At 42.5% G+C, this 22,227-nt stretch carries 23 protein-coding genes; 5 read left to right on the forward strand and 18 right to left on the reverse strand.

All coding sequences use genetic code 11. The features are described 5' to 3' along the window. From atpA to CALPO_RS0106325, 7 genes are all read right to left on the reverse strand, one after another. Complete coding sequence (atpA, locus tag CALPO_RS0106295; protein WP_026486569.1) at positions 1–1,515, reverse strand: F0F1 ATP synthase subunit alpha; 1,515 nt, start codon at positions 1,513–1,515, stop codon at positions 1–3. Positions 1,516–1,519: 4 nt separating this feature from the next. Continuing rightward, positions 1,520–2,053, reverse strand: a complete 534-nt coding sequence (gene atpH / locus CALPO_RS0106300) for an ATP synthase F1 subunit delta (RefSeq protein ID WP_026486570.1) — start codon at positions 2,051–2,053, stop codon at positions 1,520–1,522. After that, positions 2,041–2,538 carry a F0F1 ATP synthase subunit B gene (atpF, locus tag CALPO_RS0106305; protein WP_026486571.1) on the reverse strand — a complete coding sequence of 166 codons (498 nt, stop codon included), beginning with the start codon at positions 2,536–2,538 and terminating at the stop codon, positions 2,041–2,043. Before atpF ends, atpH begins: the two co-directional genes overlap by 13 nt. A 37-nt stretch (positions 2,539–2,575) precedes the next feature. Then, a complete protein-coding gene (gene atpE / locus CALPO_RS0106310) occupies positions 2,576–2,797 on the reverse strand; it encodes an ATP synthase F0 subunit C (RefSeq protein WP_026486572.1) in 222 nt (73 codons plus the stop codon). Between the two features lie 14 nt (positions 2,798–2,811). After that, positions 2,812–3,471 (reverse strand): F0F1 ATP synthase subunit A, encoded by a 660-nt coding sequence (locus tag CALPO_RS0106315; RefSeq protein ID WP_026486573.1) that lies wholly within the window; start codon positions 3,469–3,471, stop codon positions 2,812–2,814. Positions 3,472–3,639: 168 nt separating this feature from the next. Then, positions 3,640–4,062: a HutP family protein gene (locus tag CALPO_RS0106320; protein ID WP_026486574.1), complete on the reverse strand. Its 423-nt coding sequence runs from the start codon at positions 4,060–4,062 to the stop codon at positions 3,640–3,642. A 29-nt stretch (positions 4,063–4,091) separates the two neighbouring features. Then, complete coding sequence (locus CALPO_RS0106325; RefSeq protein ID WP_026486575.1) at positions 4,092–4,955, reverse strand: DNA-3-methyladenine glycosylase family protein; 864 nt, start codon at positions 4,953–4,955, stop codon at positions 4,092–4,094. Between the two features lie 156 nt (positions 4,956–5,111). Here CALPO_RS0106325 and CALPO_RS0106330 point away from each other — a divergent pair, with 156 nt between their 5' ends. After that, positions 5,112–6,284, forward strand: a complete 1,173-nt coding sequence (locus CALPO_RS0106330) for a class I SAM-dependent rRNA methyltransferase (protein ID WP_026486576.1) — start codon at positions 5,112–5,114, stop codon at positions 6,282–6,284. Between the two features lie 4 nt (positions 6,285–6,288). Here the strand turns inward: CALPO_RS0106330 and CALPO_RS0106335 are convergent, their stop codons facing one another. After that, entirely contained in the window at positions 6,289–7,332 is a 1,044-nt protein-coding gene (locus CALPO_RS0106335) for an alpha/beta hydrolase family protein (RefSeq protein ID WP_026486577.1), read from the reverse strand. Beyond that, complete coding sequence (locus CALPO_RS0106340) at positions 7,329–8,066, reverse strand: pseudouridine synthase (RefSeq protein WP_035172432.1); 738 nt, start codon at positions 8,064–8,066, stop codon at positions 7,329–7,331. Before CALPO_RS0106340 ends, CALPO_RS0106335 begins: the two co-directional genes overlap by 4 nt. A 96-nt stretch (positions 8,067–8,162) precedes the next feature. Here CALPO_RS0106340 and CALPO_RS0106345 point away from each other — a divergent pair, with 96 nt between their 5' ends. After that, the gene (locus CALPO_RS0106345) at positions 8,163–8,489 is read left to right on the forward strand and encodes a hypothetical protein (protein ID WP_026486579.1); all 327 of its coding nucleotides are present in this window, start codon (positions 8,163–8,165) and stop codon (positions 8,487–8,489) included. 44 nt (positions 8,490–8,533) lie between these two features. On the opposite strand, the gene CALPO_RS0106350 is transcribed toward CALPO_RS0106345, so the two are convergent. After that, positions 8,534–10,510, reverse strand: coding sequence for a beta-galactosidase (locus CALPO_RS0106350; protein WP_026486580.1), 1,977 nt, complete (start codon positions 10,508–10,510; stop codon positions 8,534–8,536). Positions 10,511–10,654: 144 nt separating this feature from the next. On the opposite strand from CALPO_RS0106350, the gene CALPO_RS0106355 reads away from it, so the two are divergent. After that, positions 10,655–11,413 (forward strand): gluzincin family metallopeptidase, encoded by a 759-nt coding sequence (locus tag CALPO_RS0106355; RefSeq protein ID WP_026486581.1) that lies wholly within the window; start codon positions 10,655–10,657, stop codon positions 11,411–11,413. 352 nt (positions 11,414–11,765) lie between these two features. On the opposite strand, the gene CALPO_RS0106360 is transcribed toward CALPO_RS0106355, so the two are convergent. From CALPO_RS0106360 to CALPO_RS0106380, 5 genes are all read right to left on the reverse strand, one after another. Next, entirely contained in the window at positions 11,766–12,662 is an 897-nt protein-coding gene (locus CALPO_RS0106360) for a DUF4351 domain-containing protein (protein ID WP_026486582.1), read from the reverse strand. A 200-nt stretch (positions 12,663–12,862) separates the two neighbouring features. Continuing rightward, complete coding sequence (gene pfkB, locus CALPO_RS0106365) at positions 12,863–13,801, reverse strand: 1-phosphofructokinase (protein ID WP_026486583.1); 939 nt, start codon at positions 13,799–13,801, stop codon at positions 12,863–12,865. A 323-nt stretch (positions 13,802–14,124) separates the two neighbouring features. After that, a complete protein-coding gene (locus tag CALPO_RS0106370) occupies positions 14,125–15,159 on the reverse strand; it encodes a substrate-binding domain-containing protein (protein ID WP_026486584.1) in 1,035 nt (344 codons plus the stop codon). Between the two features lie 31 nt (positions 15,160–15,190). Further along, on the reverse strand, positions 15,191–16,144 hold the full coding sequence (locus CALPO_RS0106375) for an ABC transporter permease (protein WP_026486585.1): 954 nt from the start codon (positions 16,142–16,144) through the stop codon (positions 15,191–15,193). A gap of 3 nt (positions 16,145–16,147) precedes the next feature. Next, positions 16,148–17,674, reverse strand: coding sequence for a sugar ABC transporter ATP-binding protein (locus CALPO_RS0106380; protein ID WP_026486586.1), 1,527 nt, complete (start codon positions 17,672–17,674; stop codon positions 16,148–16,150). 1,212 nt (positions 17,675–18,886) lie between these two features. Here CALPO_RS0106380 and CALPO_RS0106385 point away from each other — a divergent pair. Both CALPO_RS0106385 and CALPO_RS0106390 read left to right on the forward strand, forming a co-directional pair. Then, positions 18,887–19,162 (forward strand): autorepressor SdpR family transcription factor, encoded by a 276-nt coding sequence (locus CALPO_RS0106385; RefSeq protein ID WP_035172434.1) that lies wholly within the window; start codon positions 18,887–18,889, stop codon positions 19,160–19,162. Next, positions 19,155–19,829, forward strand: coding sequence for an SdpI family protein (locus tag CALPO_RS0106390; protein ID WP_026486588.1), 675 nt, complete (start codon positions 19,155–19,157; stop codon positions 19,827–19,829). The genes CALPO_RS0106385 and CALPO_RS0106390 overlap by 8 nt, the downstream gene beginning before the upstream one ends. Here CALPO_RS0106390 and CALPO_RS0106395 read toward each other — a convergent pair. From CALPO_RS0106395 to CALPO_RS0106405, 3 genes are read right to left on the reverse strand one after another with little or no spacing between them, the layout of a single operon-like run. Further along, positions 19,814–20,518, reverse strand: coding sequence for an ABC transporter ATP-binding protein (locus CALPO_RS0106395; protein WP_026486589.1), 705 nt, complete (start codon positions 20,516–20,518; stop codon positions 19,814–19,816). The genes CALPO_RS0106390 and CALPO_RS0106395 overlap by 16 nt on opposite strands. 4 nt (positions 20,519–20,522) lie before the next feature. Then, positions 20,523–21,296, reverse strand: coding sequence for an ABC transporter ATP-binding protein (locus CALPO_RS0106400; protein ID WP_026486590.1), 774 nt, complete (start codon positions 21,294–21,296; stop codon positions 20,523–20,525). Further along, positions 21,271–22,227: a branched-chain amino acid ABC transporter permease gene (locus CALPO_RS0106405; RefSeq protein ID WP_026486591.1), complete on the reverse strand. Its 957-nt coding sequence runs from the start codon at positions 22,225–22,227 to the stop codon at positions 21,271–21,273. The genes CALPO_RS0106400 and CALPO_RS0106405 overlap by 26 nt, the downstream gene beginning before the upstream one ends.

Below are 22,227 nucleotides of genomic sequence, written 5' to 3' on the forward strand. Positions count from 1 at the left end.
CTATTTCACCTCGAAATTATTCTCTTTGTACTTCTGTATGGCCTCTTTCATCCTGTTTGCCAGTTCCTCGCTTATATCTTTTTTCTCCTTTATCTCCTGTAATATATCAGGGTAGTTGTTTTTTACGTATTCAATCAGCCCTTCGTGGAATCTCCTTACCTCACTTACCGGTACGTCCACCAGGAACTTGTTGTTTACAGCGAAAATCATCAAGACCTGGTACTCCAAAGGCAACGGCTTGTACTGCTCCTGCTTTATGGACTCCACGATGCGCTGCCCCTGCTGCAACAGCTCCAACGTGCTTTTGTCGAGATCTGAACCAAACTGAGCAAAGACCTCCAGCTCCCTATACTGCGCCAGGTCCAGCCTCAGCCTGGACGCGACTTTTTTCATCGCCTTGGTCTGTGCAGCGCCGCCCACACGGGATACAGAAAGTCCCACATTGATTGCAGGCCTTATTCCAGCGAAAAACAACTCGCTCTCCAGAAAGATCTGCCCATCGGTTATAGATATGACGTTGGTGGGAATATAAGCCGATATATCACCGGCCTGGGTCTCTATGATGGGAAGAGCCGTAATGGAACCTCCTCCTGCTTCCTCGCTCAGCTTAGCCGCTCTTTCCAGAAGCCTTGAGTGCAGGTAGAACACATCACCGGGATACGCTTCTCTTCCAGGGGGCCTTCTCAAAAGCAAGGAAAGGGTCCTGTAAGCTACAGCGTGCTTGGACAGGTCGTCGTACACGATCAGCACGTCTTTACCTTTGTACATGAAATACTCGCCCATGGAACACGCCGCATAGGGCGCAATGTACTGGAGCGCAGCCGATTCACTGGCCGTCGCCGAAACCACAATAGAATAGTCCATTGCCCCGTGCATGGTCAGCGTGTGCACAATCCTGGCCACCGTTGACGCCTTTTGCCCTATGGCAACGTATATGCATATGACGTCCTGATCTTTCTGGTTTAATATGGTGTCGATGGCAATAGCCGTTTTGCCTGTCTGCCTGTCCCCTATGATCAACTCCCTCTGGCCCCTACCTATGGGTATCATGCTATCGATGGCTAAAATACCTGTCTGGAGAGGCGTATCCACAGATTTTCTATCCAGTATAGCAGGCGCTGGGTTCTCCACCGGTCGCCTCTCTGTGGCATTGATGTCCCCTTTGCCGTCTAGCGGCTGACCTAGGGCGTTGACAACGCGCCCTATCAACTGCTCTCCCACAGGCACGTCGATAACCCTACCGGTTCTCTTTACAATAGACCCCTCTTTTACCCCTTCAGAAGACCCAAGGATAACACATCCTACATTGTCTTCCTCCAGGTTTAGCGCCATTCCGTACTCGCCGTTTTCAAATTCCAGCAGCTCCCCGGCCATGCAGTTATTGAGGCCGTAAATTCTTGCGATGCCATCACCGCTCTCAATGACATAACCTATTTCCTCTAATTTTTGGTGAAATTCCAGATTTTCTATCTCCTGTTTCAGGATGCTGCTTATCTCACCTGGTTTCAATTGCATGATATCACCTACTCACATCCACATTTTGAAGTGATCTCCTCACAAGGTTAAGCCTGTTCTTTACAGAAAAATCCAGAATCCTGTCATCAAATTTCAACTGAAGCCCTCCCAGAATGGCAGGGTCCACTTCACTTTCCAGCTTCAAGGAATAATCTATTCCCTCGCTGAGCTTTCTCTCAATAGCCTCTATAACACCCGACTTAAGCGGTCGGGCAGAAACCACCTTTACCACCTTTATGCGGTGCGCCTCCATGTAAAGGCGGTTTACGTATTCGTAAATGCCCTGGATATCGTCCACGTGCCCGTTTTTAATCAACAGCAAAACCAGGTTTACGACCTTTTTGTCAAAATCCTTTAAAGCCTTTTTCACAGCAGCTTCTTTTTTTTCGTACTCGATTACAGGGTTTTTGAGGGCCTCTGCAAAACCGCTTAAAATCCTGCACGCATCGCCCAGCTGGGCGATACACGCCTCTGCATCCGGTCCTTCACAGGCATCATAAAATGCAGTCCCGTACCTCTTTGCTACTACCTCGGCCATAATTCCAGACCTTCCTCATCTAGCAATTTGTCGATGTATATCTGGTCTTTGACCATATCCAGCTGCTGATTTATAACTTTGGTGGCTATCTTAATGCTTATATCCACTATCTGGTCCTTCATATCCTCTAAGGCCTTTTGCCTGTCTCGTTCTATCTGCTCCCTGGCCTGGGTTACGATGATTTCAGCCTGCCTCTTGGCTTCGTTTATTATCTCCTCCTGTGTCTTTATAGCCTGCTGTTTTGCCTGCTCTATCAATTCCCTGGACTTTTCCCTGATATCTGACAGCTCTTTTTCGTAGTTTTTCTTGATCTCGTCAGCTTCTTCCAACCTCTTGCGAGCAGTCTCCAGCGACTCTTCAATTCTCGCCGTGCGCCTGTTCATAAAATCCGTGACAGGCTTAAACAGGTACTTTCTAAAAACGAGGTAAAGGATTATGACATTGGCGATCTCAAAGTAAAAGGTCCAGCTGGTAAAGTCAATCAAACTACCGCCTTCTTTCCCCTAAATTCCCTGTTAAAAATTATTTTACGACAAAAATGATGAGTATAGCGACCAACAGGCCGTATATAGCCGTAGCCTCAGCCAACGCCACGCCCAGCAGAAACACCTGGTTTATCTTGCTTATAGCCTCAGGCTGACGAGCTACCGCCTCAGTGGCCTTACCTGTGGCAATTCCAATGCCCACACCTGCGCCTACACCTGTTAACGCCGCTATTGCAGCTGCCAGTGCCACTAATGACATGATCTCACCTCCTTCTAAAATTCGTTCTCATTTACGGCTTCAGACACGTACAGCATGCTTAAAAACACGAATATAAGCATCTGAATAAAGCCGTCGAACAGGTCAAAGTAAAGGCTCAGCGCCGCCGGTATCACCAGAGGCACAACCCTGTATATGAGCTCCATGATTATAACGCCTGCTAGGATATTGCCGTAAAGTCGAACAGTAAGGGATAACGGCCTCGTAAAAAGGTCCAGCACGCCCAATAGGGGAATAGGTTTTACAAAAGACATGAGCCAGCTTTTAAAGCCTTTGTATTTTATATGAGCTATTATGGTAATCGCAATGGTCATTACCGCTAGAGCAGCAGTTAAGCTTATATCCCTCGTGGGTGGTTTAAAGCCTATAAGGCTTATGATATTAGCCACGAACAAAAATATAGCCACAGTCCCGAAATAAGGAGCAAACGGCTCCCACTTCTCACCTATAAGTTGCTTTGCTAAATTGTTCAAAGACTCTACTATCATCTCAACTACATTTTGAGAACCCCTAGGTACTTCTTCAAGTCTTCGGGTAAAAACAAACATAAGCGCTATCAACATTGCCATGATAATCCACGTGACCACAACCGTATCAGTAACAGGTATGCCTTTCCCCAATGGAATGGTAAACACCACCTTAGGCCCTACGTCCAAGCTCCCACCTCCTTGCGCTGAAAAATACTTAGACAAATCGATAACAATCATTATACTCCTTTTTATGTATTAATTCAAATACAAAAATAGTTTAGAAATTCATCGAATAATATGTGAGATCGTTTTTACCTCTCCTAATCACGCATTCTCTCATTCGCGCACCCCATTTTAAATCTTACTGGTTTCTGTGGGCAATGACCTGTGGGCTAGTCCTATAGCGACATCGTTGAGGTTTAAAAGCCCTATCTCAAAGAAAATGGCTACGCTCAGGTGCTCGCTGTGCCTTGCAATACCTATTTTGCCGCCCACGCTCAACCCAAAAGCCCGTGGAGCGATCTGAGATAAGGCCTCTCTGGTCACGCCCACTATAGCGCCTTCTCCCACATGGGTATCCTCTACAACCCCTTCCCTCTTCGCAGCAACCGCAGCCCTCTCTAATATTTTTTTTATAGAGGCATTGAAATCGCCGCCAAAGTCCACCGCTACGGCTTTTATCCCCTTTTCCCTGTATTTGTGCTTTAACAGGTCTTCTTCTTCGCGGCTGGATATAGCCATTTTTAACGCCGCCTTAGCCACATCAATGCTCCTCATACTACAATCCCTCTCTATTATTTTTTACCCTACATCGCTTTTTCTCTCATATAGTAGAAAAGGTACTGCTGGGCATATCCTGCGTAATCCCCAAACTTACTTTCAGCAAAGCGCCTTATCCTGTCTATGTTGCTATCCTTAAAACCGTAAAGCTGAGTAAGCACCTTCTTAACCCATACATCCACGGGAAAGGCCTGGGTTTTTCCGTAGGCAAAGAGCAGTATGCAATCAGCCACTTTATCCCCCACTCCAGGAATCTCCTTTAGCCTGGATCTGGCCTCATCTATATCCATCTCGTAGATGGCCTTTAAATCAAAGCCCTGCTGTACCATCCTGGCAGCTTCTATGATGTAGCTAGCCCTGAAGCCGCACCTGGTCTCCTTTAAAGTTTCCTCATCCACAGCCGCCAGCCTCTCAGGGCCTGGGAATGTGTAATAGGTTCTACCCATGTAATCCACAGGATCGCCGTAGGACCTGCATATATTCTCCACGACCCTTTTTATCTGAGGAATCCTGTTGTTAGCCGAGATAATAAAGGAAATCAGGCACTCCCACGGGTCTTGCCTCAATATCCTTATACCCCTTCCCATGCGCATGGCCTTATCCAGTATCTCATCGCCCTTTAATGCTTCCGCAATAGAGCTGTAATCCTTGTCCATATCAAAATAATAGTACCAGGTGTCCTCAAGGTCCTTCTTTGAAGTATCTTTTAAATACAGCATACCGTCGCCTATCTCTGACACGTTGAGGGCTTTTCCATAAGCAACGCCTGTATAGCTGCCGTCAGGCTCAGCGTTCCACCTGAAACACTGCCCACATTCAAAAGTGTTTTTAAGGTCTATATCAAGGCCGTATACCACCACACCGCCTTGCCTTTCTTCTACTTTCAACATCGCGTTCAATCCCCTAATAAAAGTATGTCTAAAATTCTAGAATAATTGTATCGCTGTAAAAAGAGCCTGTCAATTGACTATGTGTAACCATTATATTGACACAGCTGGCATTAAAATGTATTATAACGTCAAAGATAACAGCGGGGTGAAAACTTTATGGCAACAGTCATGTTAAATAGAAAAATACCTGATAGAGTAGTACAAGGCCATCCATGGATATACCGTACCGAAATAGATCGGGTAGAAGGAGAATACATGCCCGGAGACATAGTAGACGTAAGAGACAAAAACAACCGGTTTGTAGGCAGGGGTTACATAAATTTAAAATCCATGATCAGCGTAAGATTGCTCACGAGAAAAGAAGAAAAAATCGACGAAGAATTTTTCAGAAAGAGGATACAAGATGCCTGGGAATACAGAAAGAGGGTGATGGACGACGTCAATTCCTGCCGGATTGTGTACGGGGAATCAGACTTCCTGCCTGCGCTAATCGTAGATAAATTTGGGGATTACCTGGTTACCCAATTTTTATCTTTGGGCATGGATGTGAGAAAAAAGATGATCGTAAACCTGCTGGATGAAATCATAAAACCCGCGGGCATCTTTGAAAGGGATGACGTCCACGTAAGAGAAATAGAAGGCCTAAAGCAGGAGAAAGGCTACCTTAAAGGGCAATTTGACCCGGTGCAGGAATTTACAGAAAACGGGATAAAATTCTACGTAGACATGGAAAACGGCCAGAAAACCGGGTATTTCCTGGACCAGAAAGAAAACAGGGCATCCATTTCAAAATACGTAAAAGGAGCGCAAGTCCTGGATTGTTTCTGCCATACCGGTTCCTTTGCCATACACGCAGCCTACTACGGGGCAAAAGATGTCACAGCTGTGGATATATCCGATGACGCCATATCGATGGCAGAAAAAAATGCCCGTTTAAATTCGCTACAAGGCCGAATATCTTTTGTGTGCGCCAACGTCTTTGATCTGCTCCGCCAGTACGTAAGCGAGGGAAAAGCCTACGATGTGGTAATACTGGATCCACCCGCTTTCACCAAGAGCAAAAGCACTGTACCCTCAGCGCTAAAAGGCTACAAGGAGATCAACCTTAGGGCTTTAAAGCTGTTAAACCCCGGTGGATTTCTCATAACAGCGTCATGCTCCCAGCACGTATCCCCTGAGCTCTTTAAAGAAGTGGTGCTGGATGCAGCCATTGACGCCAAAAGGGACATAAGGATTGTGGAAGAGAGGTCCCAGGCAAAAGACCATCCGATTTTACCCGGTGCGCCTGAGACCAGATATTTAAAATTCCTCGTGCTCCACGTGTTGTAAATCCCTATTTGCTCAAGGCGCTGTGCAGCCAGTCATAAGATATCCTGCCGCTGATATGGTGACCTCCTTTAAAGCGATCCCTCACCAGGTTATAAGGAACCCCCAGGAGATCATAGGCTTTTTTAACCTTATCATAGGCGTAATCAGCGGCATCTACGGGGAAAATAGGGTCATCGGTGCCACTCTCTATAAGCATAGGCCGTGGGGCTACAAGGCACGCGATGTCGTACATCTCCCCGTATTTGAGTATGCCCGGAATGTAATTGTCCTCACAATGGCGAACAGACAGGATGGAGCCTTTAAACGTGCAAAGATAGCCGCTCACCACAGCGGCTTTAATCCTATCCTCTAAAGCCGCCGTAAAGAGAGATACCATCCCTCCCCCTGATATACCCATACACCCAATTCTACTTGAATCCACCTCATCCCTTTGCTCAAGGTAATCCACAGCCCTTATGGCGTCCCACACCCTCATGCCTATTAATGTTTTGCCTAGCATCATGGCGTAAAAAGAAGCCCTCCGACACGAGCTGGCATAAGGCCCTTTTTCCTCATCTTCCACCTCTCGCCTTTCCCCAAAGCCCATGATCTCCGGTGCCATCACCACCATGCCCCTTTTTACCAGTTCCAGAGCAAAATCCCTATGGTAACCCTGGGGAAGAGGGCGAGGACTATCTCTATCGGTGCCATCCTCGTTGATGCCCACGATGTCCTTATTGCCGTAGCCGTGGCCGCACAAAGCCAAAACAGCAGGAACCCTTCCCTTGATATCGTCAGGAACCAGCATGTACGCCGATGCCACGACATACGGCGCTGTGCGGTATAACACCTTTTCTCTGGTGTAACCCTTAAGGTGAACCCTCTGCACTACTTCAGGTTTAAGCTCCACCTTTTCAGGAAAACCACCCAAGAGCTCTATGAGCTTTGCCCTGAAGCCACTTTTCCACCTACCAAACTCCTCCGAGCTGTTTAAGTCAAATCGGTACACAGGTGTCAGCACTTCGTATGCCTTTTCCAAAGAGTACAGAGGTCTCAGCTCATCAATCATGTTCCTTTCTCCTCTCTGTAAACGCAGGATTTTAATTCCAATAGCTCTTTATCGGTCAGCTCTCTAAAATGCCCCGGCTTTAAGTTTTCGTCTAGGACCAGAGGACCCATGGCCACTCTCTTTAAGTACCGTACCCTTTTGCCCACCGCCAGAAACATCCTCTTTACCTGGTGGAATTTGCCCTCCACGATGGACACATAGGCCTCAGATACATCCCCCTGGCTTAATATCTCCAAGTTGGCCGGTAACGTAACGTATCCGTCGTCCAGTTTTATTCCTTCTTTAAACCTCTCAACATCGCTTTCACTCAGTCCACCCGCCACTCGCACGTAATACTTTTTCTCTACCTTCTTACCAGGAGAGAGCAACCTGTGTGCCAGATCGCCGTCGTTGGTCACAAGAAGTAACCCCTCAGAGTCCTTATCAAGCCTGCCCACAGGGAACACTTTAAAATGCCTGTACTCATCGGGCAAAAGATCCATAACCGTCATCTCCCTGGTGTCTTCTGTGGCTGTGATATAACCCATCTTCTTATTGTGCATCAAGTATACGTATTCCCTGTAATCAACTCTGATGCCATCAATCAAAATCTCGTCTTTATACGGGTCTACGTGCTGACCAGGATTCTTGACGATAGCGCCGTTGACCACAACGCTCCCTCGCCTTATGAGAGCTTTTACCTCTTTTCGGGTTCCGACACCACTGTTAGCTAAAATTTTGTCAAGTCTTTCCATTATATCACCGCGCTTTTTTATTAATTATACCATTATTTGCAAACAATTTAATATTTTTTTGACATCCTGCAAATATTAAATGGTGGAGGTGTAATAATGAGAATCACTGCAGTTTTGCCAACCCAGGAACAGGTAGGAGCATTAATCGACAACCTCAAAAATATAGGATACGACAGGCGCGACCTCATCATAGCAGACGTAAACAACGAGGGCGATTACAGAGAGCCCAACGACAGGGGAAGCATTGTAGATCTTCAAACGGAAAGAGAAGGCCTGGGCGAAAAAGAGCCCTACAGCCAAGCCTTTGACTTAAAAGACGTCAGCGGTGGAATTCTGGTGTCCCTCGAGACGTCTGTCAAAGAGGTTTCAAAAATAATGGAGATAATGGAACAATCGGGTGCCATAAAAATAATAAGAGGCTAAAGGATTGCTTTACAGCAATCCCATAACCTCCCCATTAAAACCCTTTAAACATCCTTTAGCACCATTACAGAATACGGTGCCACAGTTACATCTCCTCTGTAAACATTACCTGTAAGCACATCCACCATGTCTTTATTCAGCTTTAAACTACCCTCGCGATGCTCTATCTCCAAAACCACCATTCCCGATCCCGCCTCACCAGATCGGGGCACCACCAGCAAGTTACTGGAAGCGTCAAAAGGCGAAATACCAGCCTCTCTGGCCACATCCACTACCAACCTCTGAAAATCCTCTTCAGAAGGCATGGTACCCAGGACGATTATCTGTCCTTTTCCCATCCTGCACCTCGTAATGGCTGCCAGACCTGCCAGAGGCCCTTCGGTGTAGACAGCCATAGCCTCTGCCCCACGGGTTTCAAAGCCATCATACCATATAGAGCCTTTAAATGTCCTGCCATCGCTCCACTGTGCCGTAAAGTCCTTAGGATCTCCCGGAATCTGGTACTTGCAGTATACCTTGCCCCATTCCTCCAGATAGCCAAAAGGAGCTTTAGTGTACTTGGTGGCGTGGATGGTGCGCACGTCGGACAAAGGCCCTACAATCCACGTGCCGCCATTATATATCCAGTCCTTCAGCCTTTCTTTCAACCCCGACTCTTCCAGAGTGGGCAAAAAAGGCGATATAACCACCTTATAATCCTCCAGAGAGGATGCAGGGTCAATAATGTCCGGCCTGAGCTGAGCTTTTATCAGAGGATGGTAAACCCCATTGAGCATCCTGTCAGCGTAATTAAACCCATTTACCATAGGCTGGAACTGGAACAACCACCACGCATAACCGGAAAAGTGCACTGCCAGCCCTGATTTTACGGGCCTTGTGCCCCGCAAAAACTCACCTGATCGCCTGAAGCCATCAGCCACCTCTTTGACCTCATCAAATATGTGCAAAGGTCTGCCGCAACTGGATATTACTGAGCCGTGCATCAGTTCCTGCCCGCTCCAGTGGGCCCGCCATAACCAGTAGAGATTGGCTTCTCCTCCCAACGCTATGGGAAGCCAGGAATTAACCCTGCAAAAGCCTTCGTCCTTGTAACCGTTAGCAGTAGTAGAACCATTCCAGCACGTCTGGGTTTCGGTATTCCAGAAAGGAGTGTCTTTTAAAGGCCGTATAAAATCCATCCAAAAAGCCGCCTGCCACAGATTGTCCATGTTGTTGTAGTGGTTGAACTGAATTACGTCTAATACCTGGCTCATCTTTTTATAGTTGAGGCCATTTACAGGCATCATGTCAGTGCCCACAGGCTGCCTGGCCAGTTTATGTAATATCTTCACCTGGGCTTGGGTAAAATCCACGTAAGAGTCGGATTGGAAGTTCATCCATGCCGTAAGCAGCGACGGATGATGCCATGTATCAGATCTGGGAATAGGTAGTTGATCAAAAGATTTATAGGTTTGACTCCAAAGATCTGTGCACCACGCCTTATTTAAATTGTCAATGGTCCCAAATTGGCTGCGCATAGAATCAATGAATTTACTGTGACATACAGGACAGCAACAACCTCTTCCATGAGGAGGATACAGCTCGTTGTCGATCTGCCATCCTATGACGTTGGGGTCCTGTCCAAATTCTTCTGCCAGCTTTGTCACTATTTTCTCGCAGTACTCCCTGTAAACAGGGTTATTGGGGCACGCGTGCCTTCTGGCACCGTGTTGCGCCCTGGTTCCATCATCCAGCACCACTAAAACCTCCGGGTATTTCTCCACAAGCCATATGGGAGGGGTACATGTAGGCGTGCACATGATGACGGCAATTCCCGCCTCTGCCAGCTTGTCTACCACTGTGTGCAGCCATTGAAAATCGTAAACGCCTTCCTGAGGCTCCATGCGGCTCCAGGCAAATTCCCCTACCCTCACTACATTTACCCCGGCCTCTTTCATCAGTGCAATGTCTTCATCAACCTGCTCCAGAGGCCAGTCCTCAGGGTAATAAGCAGCACCTAAATACGGAGGTAAAACCTTCATGATCAATTCTCCTCTCTACAGATAAAATCTGTAATCCACTACTCATTTTACTATACCAAAGACAAAAATCAACCGTTTTCTTTTAACAATTTACTCTTTTCTTGATATAATAAACTGTATATATTTGTGAAAAGGGGAGTATTTATGCAGAAAAAGTTAAAAATTGCGTCAGTTATTATTGCGATACTTATACTAATACTAATAATTATGTTTTTACCTAAATTAAGTTTAAAGACAGAAAAAATGACATCCCAAGAGACAAATAATTTTGTTTTTTACTATGAAAAGCAAGATGAAAGGGCAGTATCAGATATGGCAAAAGTTTTAGATAAAACCTATAAAAAAATTAATACGACCATGAATTTTAATAAAATCGGAAAAACAGAGGTATACGTTTATCCCGATCTCCCAACCTTTCACACAAAAAAATATGGTTATTTAGGCATGATTTTAGCTCCTGACTGGTATATCGGAGATAATGTAAAAGATAAAGTAATTATTGTTTCACCGTTAAATCCAGGACCAGTGCATGACTATAACAGCGTAGTTCAGGCCGTGGTACACGAATATGTTCATACGGTAATTTATCAAATAAACAAAAAAACGCCGAAATTTTTAAACGAGGGGTTGGCAGGTTATTTATCAGGTAATAGTAAACCAAATTATCCATTAGAAAATGTTCCTAGCATAGAAGATACAAAAATAAGTAATCCTATTGAATTCGGCAACAAAGGGCTCTACGCTTTTTCTTATACGTACATAGAATTTCTCGATAAAAAATATGGCATAAATGATATTATGAAATTAGTAAAAAAGCCTTCATCATATAAAGAAATATTTGGTGTATCTGAACAAGATATATACAAACAGTGGATCCAATATATTAAAGATAATTATAGATGAACTTTTTCGCTACAGGCTAACTCTATGACATTACCAAGGGAAAATAAAGTGTGCTCGTACGGTAATTATTTGATGTCTCCGCAATCAAGAATACATCGGGAGATTTAAGCGCGATATTTAATCAGTTTTATAATTACCTCAAAGATAAAATTTGCAGAGTATACAGTGCACCTTTTGGCGTAAGATTTCCTTCAAACCTGACGTTGTCGTTGTATGCGATAGGAAACTCGATGGCGAGGAAAAAAAGCAGTTCCTGTTTATTAGGTTGTTCTATGTGCTTGCCGCACACACATAAAAAAGGCACGTTTGAATGCTATATCCGTTCAAACGTGCCCGTGAGGTAAATTATATGCTACTTATCAAAATACTTCTCCAAATCTTCCGGCTTTTCGATATCGAATATATCATCTGTTATCTTTTCTAAAATTTTACTGTCAGCGCTTTTTACCAACTCTTCGTACTTTTTGGGAAAATTCTTAAATTTTTTATTAAGAAGTTTCAGCACTACTTCCGTTTTGCCTTTTTCTATACCTTTTTCTATCCCCTTTTCTATACCTTTCTCTATGCCCTTCTCCATAATCATCTTGTAAGATGGTAGTTCTTCTAGCTTTAACATCTTTTCCACCCCCTCAAAAATTTTCTTTATGATTTCCTGACTATATACAATACTTGAAAGCAGCTCAGCTTTAAATGCTATAGATCTCTTTCTGTCCACATCAATAGGCGCATCTTTAATTAAGTCCACGCACATTTTGAGATACTTTTCTCCTTTTTCGATCCTCCTGTTCCTATCAACTATCGGCAGAAGCGAGTAAAGATCAAAATATTTTGTCTCCGCTATCTCTGAAAACCTGATTTCACCTACATCTATTATCCTATATCTATAATCAAGTTTATTGTCTCCTACCTCATAGTTAATACCATTGTCCATTTTTACCCTGTCCTTACCTATATACAGCACCACCTGATACGGCATAAGTTTGTGTTTTTCTATTATTTCCAGCGCGTATCGAAGCATTCTGTACGGCATTACTCTGTCGTTATCGGACTGAAACTCTATATGAACGGCGATCTCTCCCGTATCCGTATCGCACCTAAATATCATATCGCTATCCCTGCGCTCTACCCTTGCAAACTCTATATTAAGTTCATCTAGCTTTCTAAGGTTAATACCCGTTAAATATATGATTATATCGTCTGCTATATCTGAAAATATGCTCTTTAGAGTTAAATCGTATGTTTGAGGCATTCTATCCCCCTTTTCCTTCGTCCTATACACATTTATTATATCACAAAAAGCCTGACAAAAAGAGCACCTCTACGCGACGTTTTTATAATCAAAAGACAAAGCACATTTACACTTTGCCGCTTATGTCGAATACCTCTATAACCTTAAAAATTTATAAATAACAACTATAAATAAACTTTTTTAATTCACACCATCACCACCTAAATTCTTTCTACTTGGATTTTATCTAAAACCTCCTGAACTTCTTTAAATGAACATACTTCAGTTCCAGGTTTTGAAGCCGTTATTGTTCCAGCAGCCGTAGTCCAACGAGCTATTTCAAACAAACTGTAGCCATTTAAAAGGCAATACACCAGAGCGGCAACCATAGAATCACCAGCTCCTGTCGCACTTTTTCTATCGATTTCATAGCTCTTTACTCTGTATACTTCTTTTTCATCCAAAACTATTGCCCCATCTGCTCCCATGGAGACGATCACAATCTTTATTCCTTTATCTAATAAACTTTTTGCTGCATTTACAATATCCCTATCATCAGTTAGCTTTTTCCCAAATAACATCTCTAACTCAAAAATATTAGGCTTTATAGCAAAAGGCAACGCTTTTATGCCTTCTGCTAATACCTCACCATCTGCATCTAAAATAGCTTTAACACCTTCTTTTCTCGCTATCTCAATTAGCTCGTAATAAATGCCATTGTCTATACCAGGAGGCAAACTTCCACTTATAACAACAAACATCGCTTGTTTTATAAGACGTGTATATTTCTCTTTAAATTCGTTTAACACTTCTGTAGACACAGAAAACCCCATTTCGTTAATTTCTGTCACAAGGTTTGAATGTTTATCTATAATCTTTAGATTTGTCCTCGTATTGCCGTGTTCTTTTAAAAAATCGTTTTTAATACCATCTTTTTCTAGATATTCTAATAATAATTGTCCTTGAACACCCGCTATTAAACCTGTAGCTAAAACATTTATGTTAAATTTTTTCAAAACCCTTGCAACATTTATGCCCTTTCCCCCAGCGTCAATTCTCATACTTTGAACACGGTTTAGACCACCCACATTAAATTTTTCAACGACTATAGTTTTGTCTAGTGCAGGGTTTAAAGTTACCGTAAGGACATAAGATTCCACTTAATTCGCCTCCTCAGTGTTTACTATTCAACACCAACTCTACAAATTTTTCTTCCATCTAAAAATCGTTATAACTGGAGACTGCGGCTATTGTATTGTCGTCTGTATTATTGAACAAATAATACTTTATTTACCTTTATTTTATCAGAAAAAAAGAGGATCTCCATATATAATTTCACTTTACTTGGTAATCAAAAGGTTTTTTGTCCCAGGCTATTTAAAATGAGCTAAAACAAAATTTGGAAAAGTAAAAAGTACCTCCTGTAGAACTTACCTCGAATTAACAAAAAACAGGAGGTACTAATCAATCAGTTGACAAAAATTTATTTACTGTAAAAATAATTAACGTTATCCTTAGTAACCACATTAACGCCCGTATCTACAGAAGCCGGTAAAGGTGCAACTTTAGCCTGTTGCCAATTTCCACCGACAGGATGAACTAAATTATGCTTGATGTTATACAAAAACATCATACCCCAATACCCCATATTCCACGTGCCCTGCGCAATGGTAGCGTCGATTACTCCTTCCTTGATATTGTCAAGAGTCCCTTTATCCGTATCAAAGCTCACTATATGAACCTTCCCCACTTTATTGGCTTCCTTCACTGCAGTCGCTGCGCCCACGCCTGTAGAAGCTTCTGTCGTAAACACTCCTACTAAATTGGGATGAGCTTGCATCATGCTACCCATAGCCTGAGCTGAAGCAACCTGATCTGATTTACCATCCTGTACTGAGACTACTTTCATATTAGGAAATTCTTTAGCAATAGTATCCTTAAATCCCGCCGTACGTTCCTCATGATTCAACTGACCCGGGATCGTAATTACTCCCACCTCTCCTTTTCCCCCTACTAACTTTGCAAGGGTTCTTGCTGCAACAACTCCAGCATCATAATTTGATGTGCCAAGATAAGAATAACGAGAAGATTTTGGTGAATCAGCATCAAACGTTACAACAGGTATACCTTCTTTTATTGCTTTATCAATTGGTTCTTTAAGCGCATCAGGATTGATAGCCGTTACTAATATACCGCTTGGTTTTTGCGCTATAACTTGTTCTAAAACCGTAACTTCTTGATTTATATCGTATTCATTTGCGCCTGTATATTGAGCCGTCACACCCAAGTTATTAGCTGCATCCTGCATGCCTTTATATGCGCCTTTCCAATATTCAATGCCTGACACAAATGTCACCATTACATATTTTTCACTTTTAGAACCAACTAATGGACTTCCTGAAGAAGAAGATGTTGTCTTTGAATTATTTGACAGCTTATTACAGCCTGATAATAAACCTGTAATAATGACCGTCACCGCAACAAATAACACAAATATCTTTTTAGCACATCGCTTCATATTGCTTATATTCCTCCCCTTATAAAGATTTTTAAGCCTTATTCTGATTTTTATTTACATATATATCGATCATAACTGCTGCTATTAAAACTATGCCAGTTACAAGGCTTTGCCAGTATACAGAAACATTCATAAGCACTAATGCATTATTAACCAACCCAACCAACAGGATGCCTAGAAGCGCACCCCAAATCGTCCCAACGCCACCGGTAAGGCTTGCACCGCCAATTACAGCACCAGCTATTGCTCGTAACTCAGCACCTGTACCAACAGTGGGAGTTGCCACCCCAAACCTTGCAAGCGTTACAATGCCAGCTATACCTGACAATGTAGCACTTATCGTATAAACCAGCATTTTTGTATAATTAACGTTTATACCTGATAAATACGCCGCCTTCTCGTTAGAACCAACGAAATAAACCTGCCTAAACACTGCTGACTTTCTCATAAGATAGTCAAAAACAATTACTAAAATAAACAATATAATAACAGGATTTGGTATCCCCAAAAAACTTCCCCGGCCTATAAAATCAAACATCTTAGATATACTTCCAAGGCTTACAGGAGAGCCTTTGGTAAAGACATACGCAATCCCCCTTGCAATAGACATCATACCTAGAGTAGTAATAAACGGATTCATCTGAATTTTAGTAACGAATACACCAATTACAACACCTGCTAATACCGACACTAAAACTGAAACCAAGACGCTGATCCATACATTCACGCCATTAACTATCAACATGCCAGCTACTACGTTACTTAAAGCCATCACCGAGCCTACCGACAAATCTATTCCTCCTAGCACCAACACTATAGTCATACCTATTGCAATGACGCCATCCATCGAAAGGCCCACTAACGTCGTAGCTATATTGGAGGATGTAAGGAATCCAGGTATAAAAAGAGCCATTAAAATTGCCATCGCCAATATAATAAATATAATTGAAGTTTCTCTAACCGCAAATACATTTTTGAATTTCATTGCTTATGCCTCCTCAATGTGCAGTGGTCTTGTGTCTTTTTTTCTACCAGTTGCATATTGCATAACCATTTCTTCGCTTGCATCTTTTGCAACTAGCTCTCCTGTTATTTCACCTTGGTAAATCACAAGAATCCTATCGCTTATGCCTAATATCTCAGGTAAATCTGATGAGATAACAATTATCCCTCTACCTTCATTGGCCAATCTTCTCAAAAGCTCATGGATTTCATGCTTTGCTCCAACATCAATCCCACGCGTAGGCTCATCAAGCAAGAGGACTTGTGGGTCAACAGCCAGCCACCTTGAAAGAAGTACTTTCTGCTGATTCCCTCCGCTTAAATTAATAACCCTCTGATTTATATCTCTACACTTTATACCCAATTTTTCTTTAAACTCTTGGCTTATTTTAGATACAGCACCCTCTTGTATTAAACCCTTTCTACTCACCTGCTTAAAATCAGCAGCTATTATATTTTCCCTTACGCTTTTTTGTAAAAATAAACCTTCTCCTTTCCTGTCCTCAGTGATGTATACCAGTCCATTTTTGATCGAACTGCGCACATTATTTAGCGGAATTTTTTGACCCAACAATCTTACTTCTCCTCTATCTACGCGATCTATCCCGCATATGCCTCTCGCTATCTCTGTTCTCCCAGCGCCGATTAACCCAAATAAACCTAAAATTTCTCCTTCATATAATTTAAAAGAAATATCTCTATATACTCCATTTCTCGTCAAACCATTAACTTCAAGTTTAACATCACCTCGCCTCTCGCTTTTAGGAGGATAAATGCTCTCCAATTTCCGTCCTACCATTGAAGAAACCACTTCGTCAACTGTAATTTCCGAAATTTTCTTTGTCCACACATGTACACCATCTCTTAAAACCGTACATCTTTCACATATTTTAAAAATTTCGTTCATTTTATGGCTGATATATAATATCGCAATGCCACTTCTCTTTAAAATACTTAACACCTTAAATAAATTTTCAACCTCCGCATCCGTCAAAGCCGAAGTAGGCTCATCCAAAACAAGAACTCTGCAGTCCATTGATATTGCTTTAGCAATTTCTACTATTTGTTGCTGTGAAATACTTAAATTACCAACAATCGCTTCAGGATCAATATCTGCGTTGAGTTTCTCGAGAATCTCTTTTGTCACTTCATTCATTTTTCTTTTGTCTACAATTCCTCTGCTGTTGACTATCAATCTTCCTGCAAAGATATTTTCCAGTACGCTTAGATGTGGGAAAAGGCTTAACTCTTGATGTACAATACCTATTCCAATTTTTTGAGCATCCTTAGGTTCACTGAATTTAACTCTTTTATTTTCAAAAAATATATCTCCAGAATCCGGCTGCAAACTCCCTGTCAAAATATTCATCAGAGTAGATTTTCCAGCGCCATTCTCACCGCATATAGCGTGAATTTCCCCTTCGTATATATCCAGATTTATATCTTTCAACACTTGAACTCCATAAAATGACTTACTAATCCCTTTCATCCTAATCAGTGGATCATTTTTCATCGCTTCACACCCTCATATGAGATGGTTTGGTATCATCCAGTAATTTTTTACAATTACTTTTTATTCGTATATCACCTTCCCTTCTCTTTTTACATTATGTATACGTACATTTTGCAAATAGAAGCTAAATTGTACGTATATCTTCATTTCTATATTTAGGATACTCCCTTATAAAAACATTTTCAAAGTCCAAATTTGGTCAAATTCATCGAATATTCTCCGTTTTTTTTTTTTTCAGAATATTACTCACGTTTTCTCACTCTCTCACCATTTTTCTCCTTTATTTATTCAAAGTACCTTTATTAGCATGTCAAGTGCTACCATCTTTATGTAACAGATTTTTTATATTAAAAAAGGACATAGGATTATGGTGTTCTTATCATTATCAATAAATTATGGTAATATTAAGCTACAGTCTTCTTCCATCTATCAAGCGTAGAGTAAAATTGCTGTTCATCTAAACAAAATGAAAGCTATCGCTTTTCAATGTCGTCGACCTGTGATAGTGTAAAAATAGCAGGGGTTAGACGACATACTTTTTTATAAAAAAAGCCTTGATTTAGATGGAAAATTATAATATCATTAAATCATAAATGATAATTGAGATAATTGATTATCATTATTGCGCTGACGTGAAAATACCGTTTTAAGCGCCCTGTACGGGTTTTGAGTCTACCTATGAGGGATTGAAACTGGAAGCGTCGGAAAAACAACTGTATACAGCTCAATTAGTTTTGAGCCCACCTAGGGATTAAAACAGTCTTTTCTCATTACCATACCTTAACATACTTACGTTCTACAAGAAATAGATGTAAGAGAGGATTACTACCTGTACTGATTTTCTTGATAAACAAACCCTTTGGCGATCTACAAGCTATATAAAAAGTCATAATCATTAAAGCTAAAAGCCATTGTAAAAGATCAGTCAAACAAATTTGCAAAGTATAGCGTAGATTTAATTTTAAGAAAGGTAGAAACTTATGTTTTATATAATTATTTTTCAAATAATCAATATAATTTCCTTAATATTTTTACTCTATTTTATATATAAAATCTATCTATATATCAGCAGGAAATAGCAAAATACAACCCCAGCACATAACGATTTAGTTCGACACATCAAGACTATTGACTTATACTTATATAGTGTTATAATATATTTAGAAAATTATCTAAATATCTAAAAATCGAGGTGTTTGCATTGGGGTGAGTATGGTACTTAAAGCCATCGCAGACGAGACTAGGAGGAAAATACTCAAAATGCTTAAAGAAGGTGACATGACTGCCGGAGAAATCGCAGACCGCTTTGATATAACCAAACCCAGTATTTCCCATCACTTAAACGTACTCAAGCAGGCAGGATTGGTGTTAGACGAGAGAAAAGGGCAAAATATCTATTACTCCCTGAACACATCGGTTCTTGAAGATGTACTACAATGGGTTATGGATATGCTCAATATAAAAGGCGAGGAGGATAAAAATGAGTGAAATGAAATATAATGTGGCTTCTGAGGTCAAAAAAGACTGGTGGTTGATCGCGGTCATATGCATAACATGGATCATCACGTTTGCGATCTACGGAAGATTGCCCGAGAAGATACCTATTCACTGGAATGCCGCCGGCCATATAGACAGATATGGAGCAAAAGCTACCATATTTCTCTCTCCTTCTCTAACCACATTGATATATGCGGGAATGCTGTTTTTGCCGCTAATTGACCCGAGAAGAGCCAATTACGCAAAATTTACCGGACCTTATAGGGTTATAAGATCGCTCCTGGTGTTGATCTTTGTGATCATACACTTAATGTCTACCGGAGCTGCGCTCAACTACAGCATCAAAATCGATAGGATTTTACCCCTTGTCTTATCTATAATGATCATCGTCATGGGAAATTACATGGGCAAACTCCGTCACAACTATTTCGTAGGTATAAAGACTCCCTGGACGTTAGCTGATGAAGACGTCTGGAACAAAACCCACCGCTTCGGAGGACTGCTATGGGTGCTGGCGGGCTTAATAGGTCTTATAGGGTCATTTATAGGCGGCATGTGGGCTTTTATGATGTTTTTGATACCATTGTTAGCGGCATCGATTGCAGCTGTGGTGTATTCGTACTTTGCATATAAAAATAAGGCTTATCCTCCAAGATAAGCCTTTTGCACCTGCGGGTTGTCTGCTAGATCCTTGGCCTGTCCTTCCAGTGTTATGCGCCCTGTCTCCAGGACATAAGCCCTATGGGCTATGGACAGGGCCATTTTTGCGTTTTGCTCTACCAGCAGTATGGTGGTGCCGCTTTGGTTTATCTCCTTTATTATCTCAAAGATGTCTTTTACGATAATAGGCGCAAGGCCCATAGAGGGTTCGTCCATAAGGAGTAACCGTGGCCTGGACATCAACGCTCTGCCAATTGCCAGCATCTGCTGCTCGCCGCCGCTTAAAGTACCTGCCAGCTGCCTTTTTCTCTCCGCTAGACGAGGAAATCGCCCATATACTCTTTCCAGGTCTTTTTTTATGCCGTCTTTATCCGACCTCAAATACGCTCCAAGCTCCAGGTTTTCCAGCACCGTCATATTGGGAAATATACGGCGACCTTCGGGTACCTGACATATCCCCAACTTTACAATATCCGGCGGCGAAAGCCTTGTTATGTCTTTTCCCTCAAACATTACACTGCCGCTTTGCACCCTGTTTAAGCCGCATATGGTATTTAAAGTCGTAGATTTTCCCGCCCCATTGGCCCCAATAAGGGTCACTATTTCTCCTTCCTCAACCCTTAAGGATATACCCTGTATGGCGTGAATAGCCCCGTAATACACGTGTACATCTCTCAACTCCAGCATTTTTCTACTCCTCTCCCAGATAGGCCTTTATGACCTGAGGATTGTTCTTTATCTCATCAGGAGTGCCTTCAGCAATAAGTTTGCCGTAATCCAGCACGTATATCCTCTCGCAAATCCCCATCACCACGGACATATCGTGTTCTATGAGGAGGACCGTCAGGTTAAACCTCTTTCTCATCCACTTTATAAGCTCCATCAGCTCTGCAGACTCCTGTGGGTTCATACCTGCCGCAGGTTCATCCAGAAGCAACAACCTGGGTTTAAGCGCCAGGGCGCGGGCTATTTCCAGCCGGCGCTGTTCGCCGTAAGGAAGATTTTTAGCCAAAGCATCTTTTTTCTTGTCCAGGTTAAAAACCTTAAGCAATTCCACAGCTTTTTCCCTTAACTCCTGTTCCTTTCTGCCAAAGGAAGGAAGGCGCAGTATCGCCTCCCACATGCTGTAGCTCACGTGAGCGTGAAATGCCAAAAGCACATTGTCAAGGACCGTCATATCCTTAAAAAGCCTTATATTCTGAAAGGTCCTGGCTATGCCCATGCGGGCGATTTCATGAGGTGATGCCTTGGCCAGATCTACTTCCACTTCGCCGTGCAACGTAAGAGATCCATCTGTGGGGATGTACACCCCTGTTATGAGGTTGAATACGGTGGTCTTACCTGCGCCGTTGGGGCCGATGAGACCAACGATCTCGCCCTGATGCACCTGGATATTGACATTGGATACAGCGCTTAAACCTCCAAACGTCTTGGTCAAGTCATTGAGCGTCAGTAGCGGTGGCATCTTTATCACCTCTCTTAAACACTTTCCACGAAAGCTCCTTATTTCCCATAAGCCCCTGTGGCCTGTACAACATGATAATCAGCAACATCAGCGCGTAAAGTATCATGCGAATTTCCGGAAAATTCTGCAGATACATGGACAAAAGTGTGAGAACCGCTGCCCCCAGTATAGAGCCCGTTATGCTCCCCATGCCGCCAAATACCACCATGACCAGTATATCGATGGACTTCATAAAACCGAAAGAATTGGGCTTTAACATATAGAAATAATTGGCGTAAAGAGCTCCCGCTATGCCTGCAAAAAGAGCCCCTATGGTGAATGCCAATATTTTGTAATACGCTATATTTATTCCCGCCGATTCTGCAGCGATTTCATCTTCCCTTATAGCTATACACGCCCTCCCGTAAGAGGAGTCTATAAAGTTGCGGATTACTACTACTGTGGCCACGGTTATAAAGAATATCCATGTCCAGTTGGTATACCTGGGTATATCGGGTAATCCGCTGGCGCCTCCGATGTAATCGACATTAAGGGCGATAATACGTATTATCTCGCTCAAACCCAATGTGGCAATAGCCAGATAATCACCCCTTAACCTCAGTGTGGGAATGCCCACCAGCACACCTACCAATCCTGCCGCCAAAGCCGCAGCGATAATCGCCACAGGGAAAGGCAAGTTGAGCTTCAGCGTCAGAACAGCTGAGACATAAGCGCCTATGGCCATAAAGCCCGCGTGGCCCAGGGAAAACTGCCCTGTAAATCCCGTGATGAGGTTCAAACTCACCGCCAGTATAACGTTTATAGCCAGCAAAAATATATTTAGCTGCAAGTACTCGTTTATTATACCCGCATATATCAAGACTTCAACCACCGCGTAGATAAGCGCCAGAACTACTGCGTTTAACAAAAATCTCTTCCTATCTGCGCTCAT

Source organism: Caldanaerobius polysaccharolyticus DSM 13641 (genome assembly GCF_000427425.1).
Lineage (GTDB): Bacteria > Bacillota > Thermoanaerobacteria > Thermoanaerobacterales > Caldanaerobiaceae > Caldanaerobius > Caldanaerobius polysaccharolyticus.